Below are 12,483 nucleotides of genomic sequence, written 5' to 3' on the forward strand. Positions count from 1 at the left end.
GCCCCGTGCCTTTGATTTTGTTGCCCGCCGTCGACGTGGTCGACGGAAAGGCTGTCCGGTTGGTGCAGGGCCAGGCGGGCAGTGAAACCGACTACGGCTCGGCGCTGGAGGCCGCGATGACGTGGCAGCGTGACGGCGCGGAATGGATCCACCTGGTCGACCTCGACGCCGCGTTCGGCCGTGGCTCCAATCGCGACCTGCTTGCCGAGGTGGTGGGCAAGCTCGACGTCGCAGTCGAATTGTCCGGCGGCATTCGCGACGACGAATCGCTGACCGCGGCGCTGGCCACCGGCTGCGCCCGCGTCAACCTCGGCACGGCGGCGCTGGAGAATCCGCAGTGGTGCGCGAAGATGGTCGCCGAACACGGCGACAAGATCGCGGTCGGGCTGGACGTGAAGATCCTCGACGGCCAGCACCGGCTTCGCGGCCGCGGCTGGGAGACCGACGGCGGTGACCTGTGGGAAACGTTGGATCGTCTTGACCGCGAGGGTTGTTCACGATTCGTGGTCACCGACGTCACCAAGGACGGCACGCTCAACGGGCCCAATCTCGAACTGCTCACCAAGGTCACCGAGCGCACCGACGCTCCGGTGATCGCCTCGGGCGGAGTGTCCAGCCTCGACGATCTACGCGCCATCGCCACGCTGACCGACAATGGTGTCGAAGGCGCGATCGTCGGGAAGGCTTTGTACGCCGGACGGTTCACGCTGCCGCAGGCGCTGGCCGCGGTGGCGCAGTAGGACCTCATGGCCCTTGACGACACCGACCTGGACGCCCTGGTCACCGAGGCCGCCGCGATTCTCGACGCGGCCGCACGGCCGTTCGTCGATGGGCACCGCGCTGACTCCGCGGTGCAGAAGAAGGGCAACGATTTCGCCACCGAAGTCGACCTGGCGATCGAACGCCAGGTGGTGCAGGCGCTGACCGCCAACACCGGGATCGAGGTGCACGGCGAGGAGTTCGGCGGCGCAGACGTCGATTCGCCGCTGGTGTGGGTCCTCGACCCGATCGACGGCACCTTCAACTACGCCGCGGGTTCACCGCTGGCGGCGATCCTCCTCGGTCTGGTCCGTAACGGTGAACCGGTCGCTGGGCTGACCTGGCTGCCGTTCACCGGCGAGCGATTCACCGCTGTGGTGGGAAAGCCGTTACGCAACAACGGTGTCGAGCAACCGCGGCTACAGACCACGAAGCTCGCCGACGCGATCGTCGGTGTCAGCACTTTCAACGTCGACTCCGGCGGTCCGGTGCCCGGCCGTTATCGGCTTGCGGTGATCGAGAACCTGAGCCGCACCTGCTCGCGGATGCGGATGCACGGCGCCACCGGTATTGATCTCGCATATACCGCGGCCGGGATCCTTGGTGGGGCGATCAGCTTCGGCGCCCACGTGTGGGATCACGCCGCAGGTGTGGCGCTGGTGCGGGCCGCAGGCGGAGTCGTCACGAACCTGGATGGCAGTGACTGGACGACGAAATCGCGCTCGGCGCTGGTCGGCGCGCCTGGTGTGCACGCCGAACTACTCGATCTGGTCAACTCCGTCGACGATCCGAAGACTCTCTGATGGATCCCAAAGACCTTGCGGTCCGGATCATTCCGTGCCTCGATGTCGATGCCGGCCGGGTGGTCAAAGGCGTCAACTTCGAGAACCTGCGGGATGCGGGTGATCCGGTCGAACTGGCGGCGCGCTACGACGCGGAGGGCGCCGATGAGTTGACTTTCCTCGACGTCACGGCCTCGTCGTCGGGTCGGGCGACGATGCTGGAGGTCGTCAAGCGCACCGCCGAACAGGTGTTCATTCCGTTGACCGTCGGTGGCGGCGTCCGTTCGGTCGACGACGTTGACGTGCTGCTTCGGGCGGGCGCCGACAAGGTATCGGTGAACACCGCGGCGATCGCCCGTCCGGAACTGCTGGCCGAGTTGTCCCGCCAGTTCGGATCGCAGTGCATCGTGCTGTCGGTCGATGCCCGCACCGTGCCCGACGGTGACCAGCCGACCGCCTCGGGCTGGGAGGTCACCACTCACGGCGGCAGGCGCGGCACGGGTATCGACGCGATCGAATGGGCCAGTCGCGGAGCCGAACTCGGGGTGGGGGAGATCCTGCTCAACTCGATGGACTACGACGGCACCAAAGCGGGCTTCGACCTGAAGATGCTGCGTGCGGTGCGCGGCGCGGTGTCCGTGCCGGTGATCGCCAGCGGCGGCGCGGGTGCAGTGGAACATTTCGCGCCCGCCGTGGTTGCAGGTGCCGACGCCGTACTGGCGGCCAGCGTGTTCCACTTCGGAGAGCTGACCATCGGACAGGTGAAGGCGGCGATGGCGGCTGAAGGGATCGTGGTGCGATGAGCGCTTGCGCGAAGAGCCGAGGGCAGCGATGAGCGCTCGCGCGAAGAGCCGAGGGCAGCGATGAGCGCTTGCGCGAAGAGCCGAGGGCAGCGATGAGCGCTTGCGCGAAGAGCCGAGGGTCGCGATGAGTCTTGATGCGAGCATCGCGTCGCGGTTGAAACGCGACGCCAACGGCCTGTTCACCGCGGTCGCGCAGGAGCGTAGTAGCGGCCAAGTGCTGATGGTGGCGTGGATGGACGATGAGGCGCTGGCCCGCACGCTGCAGACCCGCAGGGCCACCTACTACTCGCGCTCGCGGCAGCAGCACTGGGTCAAGGGGGAGACCTCGGGGCACACGCAGTACGTGCACTCGGTCCGGTTGGACTGCGACGGCGATACCGTGCTGCTGGAGGTCGACCAGGTGGGCGCGGCCTGCCACACCGGTGCGCACTCCTGCTTCGACAAAGACCTGCTGCTCGGCTCCGAGTAACGGCACCGTCGCGCGAACGTGAACTCATTGGCGAAGGTCGGCGGATTTTTCGACAATTAGCTCACGTTCGGCCAAGACGCCAACGAGGCCGCACACTGTGACGATGGCTTACGTCGCCCTCGTCACCGGCGCCAGTTCCGGAATTGGTCGCGCCACCGCGCTCAAGCTCGCGACGGAGGGTGCCGCCGTCGCGCTGGTAGCGCTGCCCGGCGACGACCTCGAATCGTCGGCGGCCGAATGCCGCGCCGCCGGTTCGGCCGCGATTGCGGTGCCGGCCGACGTCGCGGACTCGAGCCAAGTCGCCGCGGCTTTCGACCACGCCGAGACGCTTGGCCCGGTGTCGGCGGTGTTCAGCAATGCGGGCATTTCGATCGTCGGTCCCGCACATGATTTGACCGACGACGACTGGTTGCGCCAACTGCACATCAACCTGTCCGGCAGCTTCTACGTCGTGCGTGAGGCCGCCCGGCGAATGATCCCGCGCGGCGGCGGCGCGATCGTCGTCACCGGCTCAGAACTCGGGCTCGTCGGCCAGCCGGGCTATGTCGGCTACACCGCGACCAAGGGCGGCGTGCTGGCCATGACGCGCGCCTTCGCGGCGGAGCTGGCCGGCCACGGCATCCGGGTCAACAGCATCTCTCCGGGAACCACCGAAACACCCATGCTCACAGCGGAATTCGCTGCCGCGCCTGATCCGGCCAGGGAGCGAGCGGAGAATGAATCGACCATCCCGCTCGGCCGCTTCGGGCAACCCGGTGACGTCGCGGCGGCCGTCGCGTTCCTGCTGTCGGATCAGGCGGCCTACATCACGGGTGCGAACCTCGTCGTCGACGGCGGTCGGACGTCGTGTTTCACCGCAGGCACGCTTGGCGGCTAAACGTCGATGCGTGTCGCCTTCGCCCGGGCCGACCACCGGCCGTCGTCGTAGCGCACCTCGACGGGATGTGAAAAAGCGGCCGTGACGTTTTCGGTTGTGACGGTGTCACGGGCGGGCCCGGTGGCCACGGTGCGGCCGTCGGCGATCAGCAGTGCGTGGGTGGTGGTGGTCGGCAGTTCCTCGAGGTGATGGGTGACCAGAATGGAGGCCACCTCGGGATGCGTCTCATCGAGCGTGTCGATGGTTTCCAGAAGTTGCTCGCGCGCGGCCACGTCGAGCCCGGTCGTGGGTTCGTCGAGCAGTAGTAGCCGCGGGTCCGAAATCAGCGCGCGCGCAATGAGAGTGCGGCCGCGCTCGCCCTGCGACAGAGTCGGCCAGATGTCATGTGCCTTGCGGGACAAGCCCACTGTTGCGATCATGTCGTCGGCGCGACGCAGTTCATCGTCGCCTGGCGTCCACCGGTTCGGGATGTCGATCGTGGCGGTGATGCCGGTGAGCACCACCTCGCGGACCGTCAACGGGTACTGCAGGCGGTGGCGCGGATTCACGTGGCCGATCGAATGCCGCAGCCGCGCGAGGTCAACGCGTCCCATCTGCTCGCCGAGGATGTGCACGGTGCCCGACGTCGGAAAGGTGACCGCCGCGCAGAAGCCGAGCAGCGTGCTTTTGCCAGCACCGTTTGGGCCCAGCAGCGCCCAGTGCTCGCCCTCCTGCACGCTCAACGAGATGCCGTCGATGATCTGCTTGCCGTCGCGGCGGAACGTCACATCGGCGAGCTGCAGAACGGCGGTCACGCTGACTGCCGCTGCCGCAACGTCTCCAGCGCCTTGTCCGCGTGGGTGTCCATGCTGAACTCGCTGGCGATCACGTCGAGCACGGTACGGTCCGTGTCGATCACGAACGTGGTGCGCTTGACGGGCATGAACTTGCCGAGGAGGCCGCGCTTGACGCCGAACTGGGTGGCGACCGCGCCATCCGCGTCGGACAGCAGGGGATAGTCGAATTTCTCCTTATCGGCGAACTGGGCCTGCTTTTCGACGGCATCCGCGCTGATGCCGACGCGGCTGGCGCCGACCGCGGCGAACTCGCCGGCCAGATCGCGAAAGTGGCACGCTTCCTTGGTGCATCCAGGGGTCATCGCCGCCGGATAGAAGAACAGCACAATCGGGCCGTCGGCGAGTAGCTCCGTGAGCCTCCGCACGGCGCCCGTCTGATCGGGCAATTCGAACTCTGCGACCTGGTCACCACGTTTCATAGCCCCCCACGCTACGCCCACGAAATTCGTTGGCGCTGGTTGTCGTTGCTGTGAAAACCTGCAGTGAATGCTGTGCGTCCCCGATGTCAACGCCTTCTCGTCCGACGGCTTCGTCAAGGTCGAGCAGGCTGTTCCTCGCAGCGTCGCAGATGCGGCCCGAGCGGCGCTGTGGCGGCAATTGGACCGTTCGCCGGACGATCGCGACGGTTGGTCGGAACCGGTGCAGTGGGCGTCAGATGTCTTGGGACACGGGCCCTTCGGCGAAATCATCCGAAGCCCGGTGTTGGCAGCTGCGCTCGACACGGTTTGTGGTGCAGGCAATTGGGCGCCACGAGGTGCGCTGGGCAACATTGCGGTCCGTTTCCCGGTGTCGCCCCCCAACGACGATCGCGGATGGCACATCGACGCCAACACGCCACAGCCCGACGGGACCTGGGCGGTGACGGGCCGTCCGCACACGATGCTGCTGCTCACGCTGCTGTCGGAGGTTGGTCACAACGATGCCCCGACACGGATCCGAGTGGCCTCGCACCGCGATGTGGCCATGGTGCTGGGCCCGGACCCGGTGGAGTTGACCGAGATGGGTCGCCTCGTCGACGCGGCCAGCGCCGAGCGCACAGTGGTGCACGCCACCGGTGAGCCCGGCGATATGTACCTGCTCCACCCGTTCACCGTGCACGCCGCCGACGAACACCGCGGCAGTACGCCGCGGTTCATGGGCCAGACGCCGGTCGTGCTGACCAGTCCACTGACGCCGACGTCGTCGTCGCCGTTGGCGCGCGTCTGGGAGAATTGGTGAGTGCAAACCATCGCCAACCTCGCCATGACGACTTCACGCGAGGACTTCCGGGCGCTGGCAGCGGGGCATCGCGTAGTGCCCGTGACCCGCAAGGTGCTCGCCGACAGCGAGACCCCGCTGTCGGCGTACCGCAAGCTGGCCGCCAACCGGCCAGGGACGTTCCTGCTGGAGTCGGCAGAGAACGGCAGGTCATGGTCGCGGTGGTCGTTCATCGGTGCGGGCGCGCCGTCGGCGTTGACGGTGCGCGACGGCGAGGCGGTATGGCTGGGCGCCACGCCGAGGGACGCCCCGAAGGAGGGCGATCCGATTCGGGCGCTGCGCGCGACGCTCGAGTTGCTGAAAACCGAGCCGGTGGCGGGTCTGCCTCCGCTGTCCTCGGGACTCGTCGGGTTCTTCGCGTACGACATGGTGCGACGCCTCGAGCGGCTGCCGTCACTGGCCGTGGACGACCTGGGCTTGCCGGACATGCTGATGCTGCTGGCCACCGACATCGCCGCCGTCGACCACCACGAGGGCACCATCACGCTGATCGCCAACGCCGTGAACTGGAACGGCACCGACGAGCGGGTGGACTGGGCGTACGACGACGCGGTCGCGCGACTGGATGTGATGACCGCGGCACTGTCCGAGCATCTGCCGTCGACCGTGGCGACGTTCAGCCGGCCGGAGCCGCTGCATCGCTCCCAGCGCACGGTGGAGGAGTACACCGCGATCGTCGACAAGCTCGTCGGCGACATCGAGGCGGGCGAGGCGTTTCAGGTGGTGCCGTCGCAGCGCTTTGAGATGGACACCGACGCCGACCCGCTGGATGTATACCGAATGCTGAGGGTGACCAACCCCAGCCCATACATGTATCTGCTGAATGTGCCCAATGACCTTGGCGCGCTTGACTTTTCAATCGTCGGATCGAGCCCCGAGGCGCTGGTGACGGTCAAGGACGGCCGTGCGTCAACTCATCCGATCGCCGGCACTCGGTGGCGTGGTGCCACCGAGGAAGAAGACGTGCTGCTCGAGAAGGAGTTGCTGCACGACGACAAGGAGCGCGCCGAGCATCTGATGCTGGTCGACCTCGGACGCAACGACCTGGGCCGGGTGTGCCGCCCCGGCACGGTGCGTGTCGAGGACTACAGCCACATCGAGCGCTACAGCCACGTCATGCACATCGTGTCGACGGTGCACGGCGAACTCGCCGAGGACAAAACCGCGCTCGACGCCGTTACCGCATGTTTCCCGGCGGGCACCTTGTCGGGTGCGCCAAAGGTGCGGGCCATGGAACTGATCGAGGAGGTAGAGAAGACCCGCCGCGGCCTGTATGGCGGCGTGCTCGGCTACCTCGACTTCGCAGGAAACGCGGACTTCGCGATCGCGATCCGCACCGCGTTGATGCGTGACGGCACGGCGTATGTGCAGGCGGGTGGGGGAGTCGTGGCCGACTCGAACGGCCAATACGAGTACAACGAGGCGTCGAACAAGGCCAAGGCCGTGTTGAATGCGATCGCTGCGGCGGAAACGCTGACCGAGCCGTGATCCGGCTGGCTCAGGTGCTGCTCCTGGTGTCCGCGGGGGCGCTGTGGGCCGGGTCGCGGATGGTGTGGGTCGACGTGCAGTTATTCGACGGCCTCGGCCAGCCAAAGACGACGGCATTGCACGGCGCGTCGTGGTCGACGGCGCTGGTGCCGCTCGCGGTGCTACTACTGGCCGCCGCGGTGGCTGCGTTGGCGGTGCGGGGCTGGCCGCTGCGGCTGCTTTCGCTGCTCGTCGCGGCGGCGAGCGCGCTGACGGCCTACCTGGCTATCAGCCTGTGGGTGATCGGCGATGTCGCGGTGCGGGCTGCGCATCTCGCGGACGTGCCGATCACGAACCTGGTCGGCACGCAGCGGCACCACGGCGGTGCGATCGTCACGCTGGCGGCGGCCGTGGTGACGCTAGCCGCAGCCGTGTTGCTGCTTCGGTCGGTGGCCAGAGCCAAGCCGGATGCCGCACGCTACGAGCGTCGGATCGCGGCGTCGCCGCAGGAGGCCGGAGCGTCGTCGGAGCGGGCGATCTGGGACGCCCTCGACGAGGGGCGCGACCCGACCGATCCCGACAACAAGGGGCGGTGATCGATCGTGCTGCGGTGGCGACTACCCTTCGGTGAAGATCAAACGCGCCTTCAGGAAGGACCGCAGCGGGGATGAGTTCGGCGACTGTGCTCGACTCCATCATCGAGGGAGTTCGCGCCGACGTTGCCGCCCGCGAGGCCGTCGTTCCCCTCGTCGAGATCAAAGCGATGGCCAAGGATGCGCCGCCGCCGCTGGATGTGCTCGCGGCGTTGCGGGAACCGGGCATCGGCGTGATCGCGGAGGTGAAGCGGGCGAGCCCGTCGCGCGGTGAGCTGGCGTCGATTTCGGATCCAGCCGAGCTGGCACGCGCATACGAAGACGGCGGGGCGAGGGTCATCAGCGTGCTGACCGAGCAGCGCAGGTTCAACGGCTCGCTGGACGACCTCGACTCGGTGCGTGCAGCGGTGTCAATCCCGGTGTTGCGCAAGGACTTTATCGTTGGGCCTTACCAGATCCACGAGGCTCGCGCGCACGGTGCTGACATGCTGCTGCTGATCGTCGCGGCGTTGGAGCAATCCGTGCTGGAACCGATGCTCGACCGCACCGAGTCGCTGGGCATGACGGCGCTCGTCGAGGTGCACACCGAGGAGGAGGCTGACCGCGCGCTGCAGGCAGGCGCGAAGGTGATCGGTGTCAACGCCCGCAACCTCAAGACGCTTGAGGTTGATCGTGATTGCTTTGCGCGTATCGCGCCTGGACTGCCGAGCAATGTCATTCGGATTGCGGAGTCCGGAGTACGCGGTACCGCCGATCTACTCGCCTACGCCGGCGCGGGCGCCGATGCGGTGCTCGTCGGCGAGGGACTGGTCACCAGCGGCGACCCCCGCAGCGCCGTCGCCGATTTGGTCACCGCAGGCACGCATCCGTCCTGCCCGAAACCCGCGCGCTGAGACGGCGATGAGCCGCTTGCGTGAAGAGTGTCACTGATGGCTGATCTCGCCGGCCCGGAGCTGCCGCGTTCGAGCGCGGCGGTCGCCGAACCCACGGTCCACGATCCTGATGCGCGTGGTCATTTCGGCGTATATGGCGGGCGGTTCGTCGCCGAGGCGCTGATGGCGGTGATCGAGGAGGTCACCGCGGCATACGAAAAGGCCCGCGGAGACCAGGCATTCCTCGATGAGTTGGATCGCTTGCAGCGGCATTACAGCGGACGGCCGTCGCCGCTGTACGAGGCCGAACGGCTGTCCGAGCACGCCGGTGGTGCGCGGATTTTCTTGAAACGAGAAGACCTCAACCACACCGGATCTCACAAGATCAACAACGTGCTTGGCCAGGCGTTGCTGGCGCGCCAGATGGGCAAGACGCGGGTGATCGCCGAAACCGGCGCCGGACAGCACGGGGTGGCGACGGCGACGGCGTGTGCGCTGTTGGGGCTCGAGTGCGTGATCTACATGGGCGCCGTCGACACCGCTCGGCAAGCGCTGAACGTGGCGCGGATGCGACTGCTCGGTGCGACGGTGGTGTCCGTCGAGGCAGGTTCGAAGACGTTGAAGGACGCAATCAACGAGGCATTTCGCGACTGGGTCACCAACGCGGACAACACCTACTACTGCTTTGGCACCGCGGCGGGTCCGCATCCATTCCCGACCATGGTGCGGGATTTTCAGCGGGTGATCGGGTTGGAAGCGCGTGTGCAAATCGTCGATCAGGCGGGACGACTGCCGGATGCGGTCACCGCGTGTGTCGGTGGCGGGTCGAATGCGATCGGCATCTTCCATGCGTTCATCGATGATCCAGGCGTCCGACTGGTTGGCTTCGAGGCGGCCGGGGACGGTGTCGAGACTGGCCGTCATGCCGCGACTTTCACAGGCGGATCGCCTGGCGCGTTTCAGGGTTCCTTCTCGTATCTGTTGCAGGACGAGGACGGGCAGACCATCGAATCGCATTCGATCTCAGCGGGATTGGATTATCCGGGCGTCGGTCCAGAACATGCTTATCTGAAGGACACCGGCCGCGCGGATTACCGACCGATCACCGACACCGAGGCGATGGATGCGTTTTCATTGCTGTGCCGCACCGAGGGCATCATTCCCGCGATCGAATCCGCGCACGCGGTTGCCGGCGCGCTGAAGTTGGGCACCGAATTGGGCCGCGGATCGATCGTTCTGGTGAACATGTCCGGCCGCGGCGATAAGGATGTCGAGACGGCGGCGAAGTGGTTCGGCTTGTTGGACGGTGCGTCATGAGTCGTCTTGGCCCATTGTTCGCCGGCTGCCGCGAAGAGGGTCGGTCGGCGCTGATCGGCTATCTGCCGACTGGCTTCCCGGATGTCCGGACGTCGATTGATGCGATGACGTCGATGGTCGAATCCGGCTGCGACATCATCGAAGTCGGCATCGCCTATTCGGATCCTGGCATGGACGGACCGGTCATCGCGGCGGCGACGGAAGCCGCGTTACGTGGCGGGGTTCGGGTGCGGGACGCGCTGGCTGCGGTGGAGGCGATCAGCAAGGCTGGTGGCCGGGCCGTGGTGATGACGTACTGGAATCCGGTGTTGCGGTGGGGCGTCGAGGCGTTCGCACGCGATTTGGCGTCCGCTGGCGGGCTCGGGATGATCACGCCGGACCTGATTCCCGATGAGGCTTCGGAATGGCTCGAGGTTTCTGAAGCTCAGGGCCTGGACCGGATCTTCCTGGTAGCGCCTTCGTCGACGCCGGAGCGGTTGGCTGCGACCGTTGAGGCATCGCGTGGATTCGTCTACGCCGCGTCGACGATGGGTGTCACGGGAGCGCGTGACGCGGTGTCGCTGACCGCACCTGAACTGGTGCGCCGCGTGAGGGCGCTGTCAGACATTCCGGTTGGCGTCGGCCTCGGGGTGCGGTCACGTGACCAGGCGGCGGAGATCGGCGCCTATGCGGACGGCGTCATCGTAGGGTCGGCGTTGGTCTCGGCGTTGAAGGACGGCATTCCGGCTGTGCGCGCGCTGACCGAGGAACTCGCCGATGGTGTGCGGCAGAGGATCACTGCGTGACGACGACGTACCTGGCCTACATACCCAGCCCATCGCAGGGGGTCTGGCACATCGGCCCAGTGCCGCTTCGGGCGTACGCGTTGTTCATCATCGTCGGGATCATCGCGGCATTGGTGATCGGTGATCGGCGATGGGTGGCACGCGGTGGTCAGCAAGGCGTGATCTACGACATTGCCTTGTGGGCAGTGCCGTTCGGCCTGATCGGTGGCCGGCTTTATCACGTCATGACGGACTGGCGCACGTATTTCGGGGACGACGGCGCGGGACTTGCGGGCGCTCTGCGGATCTGGGACGGCGGCCTCGGCATCTGGGGCGCCGTCGCGGTCGGCGCTGTGGGTGCGTGGATTGGCTGCCGGGAAAAGGGCATTCCACTTTCCGCGTTCGGTGATGCGATCGCGCCAGGAATCATCTTGGCCCAGGCCATCGGCCGTCTGGGCAATTACTTCAATCAGGAGTTGTACGGTAGGCCGACGACGCTGCCGTGGGGTCTGGAGATCTATGAGCGCCGCGACGCCAGTGGCGCACTGGACACCCTGAACGGGGTGTCGACGGGGCAGCTCATCGAAGTTGTCCACCCGACGTTTCTGTACGAATTGCTGTGGAACCTCTTGGTTTTCGCAGCGCTGATTTGGATCGACCGACGGTTCAAGATCGGCCACGGTCGGTTGTTCGCGATGTATGTGGCGGGGTACTGCGTCGGCCGGTTCTGGGTCGAGCTGATGCGCAGCGACGTGGCCACGCACATCGCAGGCATTCGGATCAATTCCTTCACATCCACGTTCGTGTTCATCGGTGCCGTGGTGTACATCATGGTCGCGCCGAAGGGCCGAGAAGATCCGGCGTCGCTCGCCGGTAAACCGGAGGCTGTCTCGGACGACCACGCTGTGCTTGCGAAGGAGTTGACGGCCGTCGCCGCGACGACGGGCGTGGTCGCTGCAGCCAAGGCCGCAGGCGACGCCGAGGCAGAAGATGCCGCGGCGGCCGGCGACGATGCCGAAGAGCCTGAGGCAGTAGACGCCGAAGCCCTTGGTGCCGACGTGGCCGGCGTGCCAGCCGAAGCCCTTGGTGCCGACGTGGCCGGCGTGCCAGCCGACACTGTCGAGGACGCCGAGAAGTTCGCGGCCGAGGGCGAGGAGCCTGCGGGCGGCGTGGGCGCGGTTGAGGGTGAGGAAGTCGCCGATGCGGTGGAGGCGGCGCCGGAGGTGCATGAGGCCGAGGTAGCGGCTGCTGAAGAGGCGGAGTTGGTCGCTGATGAGGCGGAAGCCCAGCCGCCGGCTGAGGCGGAAGGCGGCCTTGGTGCGGTTGAGGGTGAGGAAGTCGCCGATGCGGTGGAGGCGGCGCCGGAGGTGCATGAGGCCGAGGTAGCGGTGGCTGACGAGGCTGGGGCGGTCGCTGATGAGGCGGAAGCCCAGCCGCCGGCTGAGGTGGAAGGCGGCCTTGGAGCGGTTGAGGGTGAGGAAGTCGCCGATGCGGTGGAGGCGGCGCCGGAGGTGCATGAGGCCGAGGTAGCGGCTGTTGACGAGGCTGGGACCGTCGCTGATGAGGCAGAAGTCGAGCCGCCGGCCGAGGCGGAAGGCGGCCTTGGAGCGGTTGAGGGTGAGGAAGTCGCCGATGCGGTGGAGGCGGCGCCGGAGGTGCATGAGGCCGAGGTAGCGGCTGTTGACGA

At 66.9% G+C, this 12,483-nt stretch carries 14 protein-coding genes; 12 read left to right on the top strand and 2 right to left on the bottom strand.

What is annotated here, in order from left to right; genetic code table 11:
• Positions 1 to 5 precede the first annotated feature (5 nt).
• The 5 genes from priA to ACGFK1_RS31345 all read left to right on the top strand — a co-directional run bounded on the left by priA (position 6) and on the right by ACGFK1_RS31345 (position 3,690).
• Positions 6 to 740, top strand: a complete 735-nt coding sequence (priA, locus tag ACGFK1_RS31325) for a bifunctional 1-(5-phosphoribosyl)-5-((5-phosphoribosylamino)methylideneamino)imidazole-4-carboxamide isomerase/phosphoribosylanthranilate isomerase PriA (protein ID WP_393439136.1) — start codon at positions 6 to 8, stop codon at positions 738 to 740.
• 6 nt (positions 741 to 746) lie between these two features.
• Positions 747 to 1,562, top strand: a complete 816-nt coding sequence (locus ACGFK1_RS31330; RefSeq protein ID WP_393439139.1) for an inositol monophosphatase family protein — start codon at positions 747 to 749, stop codon at positions 1,560 to 1,562.
• Entirely contained in the window at positions 1,562 to 2,344 is a 783-nt protein-coding gene (hisF, locus tag ACGFK1_RS31335) for an imidazole glycerol phosphate synthase subunit HisF (protein ID WP_393439142.1), read from the top strand. Before ACGFK1_RS31330 ends, hisF begins: the two co-directional genes overlap by 1 nt.
• 124 nt (positions 2,345 to 2,468) lie before the next feature.
• Positions 2,469 to 2,813: a phosphoribosyl-AMP cyclohydrolase gene (hisI, locus tag ACGFK1_RS31340; protein WP_393439145.1), complete on the top strand. Its 345-nt coding sequence runs from the start codon at positions 2,469 to 2,471 to the stop codon at positions 2,811 to 2,813.
• A gap of 103 nt (positions 2,814 to 2,916) precedes the next feature.
• On the top strand, positions 2,917 to 3,690 hold the full coding sequence (locus ACGFK1_RS31345) for an SDR family NAD(P)-dependent oxidoreductase (RefSeq protein WP_393439147.1): 774 nt from the start codon (positions 2,917 to 2,919) through the stop codon (positions 3,688 to 3,690).
• Here ACGFK1_RS31345 and ACGFK1_RS31350 read toward each other — a convergent pair.
• Together ACGFK1_RS31350 and ACGFK1_RS31355 are read right to left on the bottom strand one after the other, a co-directional pair.
• A complete protein-coding gene (locus ACGFK1_RS31350) occupies positions 3,687 to 4,484 on the bottom strand; it encodes an ABC transporter ATP-binding protein (RefSeq protein ID WP_393439150.1) in 798 nt (265 codons plus the stop codon). The genes ACGFK1_RS31345 and ACGFK1_RS31350 overlap by 4 nt on opposite strands.
• Positions 4,481 to 4,945, bottom strand: a complete 465-nt coding sequence (locus ACGFK1_RS31355) for a peroxiredoxin (RefSeq protein ID WP_393439153.1) — start codon at positions 4,943 to 4,945, stop codon at positions 4,481 to 4,483. Before ACGFK1_RS31355 ends, ACGFK1_RS31350 begins: the two co-directional genes overlap by 4 nt.
• A gap of 67 nt (positions 4,946 to 5,012) precedes the next feature.
• On the opposite strand from ACGFK1_RS31355, the gene ACGFK1_RS31360 reads away from it, so the two are divergent.
• The 7 genes from ACGFK1_RS31360 to lgt form a co-directional block, all read left to right on the top strand.
• The gene (locus ACGFK1_RS31360; RefSeq protein WP_393439156.1) at positions 5,013 to 5,744 is read left to right on the top strand and encodes a phytanoyl-CoA dioxygenase family protein; all 732 of its coding nucleotides are present in this window, start codon (positions 5,013 to 5,015) and stop codon (positions 5,742 to 5,744) included.
• A 24-nt stretch (positions 5,745 to 5,768) separates the two neighbouring features.
• A complete protein-coding gene (locus ACGFK1_RS31365; RefSeq protein WP_393439197.1) occupies positions 5,769 to 7,271 on the top strand; it encodes an anthranilate synthase component I in 1,503 nt (500 codons plus the stop codon).
• Positions 7,268 to 7,846: a TIGR02234 family membrane protein gene (locus ACGFK1_RS31370; protein WP_393439158.1), complete on the top strand. Its 579-nt coding sequence runs from the start codon at positions 7,268 to 7,270 to the stop codon at positions 7,844 to 7,846. Before ACGFK1_RS31365 ends, ACGFK1_RS31370 begins: the two co-directional genes overlap by 4 nt.
• Before the next feature lie 71 nt (positions 7,847 to 7,917).
• Positions 7,918 to 8,736 carry an indole-3-glycerol phosphate synthase TrpC gene (gene trpC, locus ACGFK1_RS31375; protein WP_393439161.1) on the top strand — a complete coding sequence of 273 codons (819 nt, stop codon included), beginning with the start codon at positions 7,918 to 7,920 and terminating at the stop codon, positions 8,734 to 8,736.
• A 36-nt stretch (positions 8,737 to 8,772) separates the two neighbouring features.
• Positions 8,773 to 10,032, top strand: a complete 1,260-nt coding sequence (gene trpB, locus ACGFK1_RS31380) for a tryptophan synthase subunit beta (RefSeq protein WP_393439164.1) — start codon at positions 8,773 to 8,775, stop codon at positions 10,030 to 10,032.
• Complete coding sequence (trpA, locus tag ACGFK1_RS31385) at positions 10,029 to 10,817, top strand: tryptophan synthase subunit alpha (protein WP_393439167.1); 789 nt, start codon at positions 10,029 to 10,031, stop codon at positions 10,815 to 10,817. The genes trpB and trpA overlap by 4 nt, the downstream gene beginning before the upstream one ends.
• A partial coding sequence (gene lgt / locus ACGFK1_RS31390; RefSeq protein ID WP_393439170.1) for a prolipoprotein diacylglyceryl transferase occupies positions 10,814 to 12,483 on the top strand: 1,670 nt, incomplete at its 3' end. The genes trpA and lgt, both read left to right, overlap by 4 nt.

Source organism: Mycobacterium sp. NPDC048908 (genome assembly GCF_043197955.1).
In the GTDB taxonomy this organism is placed as follows: domain Bacteria; phylum Actinomycetota; class Actinomycetes; order Mycobacteriales; family Mycobacteriaceae; genus Mycobacterium.

What these genes read in the sequence shown, in the direction of transcription:
- ACGFK1_RS31345 (WP_393439147.1), top strand. Translation starts at nt 2,917, where the DNA reads ATGGCTTACGTCGCCCTCGTCACCGGCGCCAGTTCCGGAATTGGTCGC.
- ACGFK1_RS31360 (WP_393439156.1), top strand. Translation starts at nt 5,013, where the DNA reads ATGCTGTGCGTCCCCGATGTCAACGCCTTCTCGTCCGACGGCTTCGTC.
- ACGFK1_RS31365 (WP_393439197.1), top strand. Translation starts at nt 5,769, where the DNA reads ATGACGACTTCACGCGAGGACTTCCGGGCGCTGGCAGCGGGGCATCGC.
- hisF (WP_393439142.1), top strand. Translation starts at nt 1,562, where the DNA reads ATGGATCCCAAAGACCTTGCGGTCCGGATCATTCCGTGCCTCGATGTC.
- trpB (WP_393439164.1), top strand. Translation starts at nt 8,773, where the DNA reads ATGGCTGATCTCGCCGGCCCGGAGCTGCCGCGTTCGAGCGCGGCGGTC.
- hisI (WP_393439145.1), top strand. Translation starts at nt 2,469, where the DNA reads ATGAGTCTTGATGCGAGCATCGCGTCGCGGTTGAAACGCGACGCCAAC.
- trpC (WP_393439161.1), top strand. Translation starts at nt 7,918, where the DNA reads ATGAGTTCGGCGACTGTGCTCGACTCCATCATCGAGGGAGTTCGCGCC.
- trpA (WP_393439167.1), top strand. Translation starts at nt 10,029, where the DNA reads ATGAGTCGTCTTGGCCCATTGTTCGCCGGCTGCCGCGAAGAGGGTCGG.
- ACGFK1_RS31330 (WP_393439139.1), top strand. Translation starts at nt 747, where the DNA reads ATGGCCCTTGACGACACCGACCTGGACGCCCTGGTCACCGAGGCCGCC.
- ACGFK1_RS31355 (WP_393439153.1), bottom strand. Translation starts at nt 4,945, where the DNA reads ATGAAACGTGGTGACCAGGTCGCAGAGTTCGAATTGCCCGATCAGACG.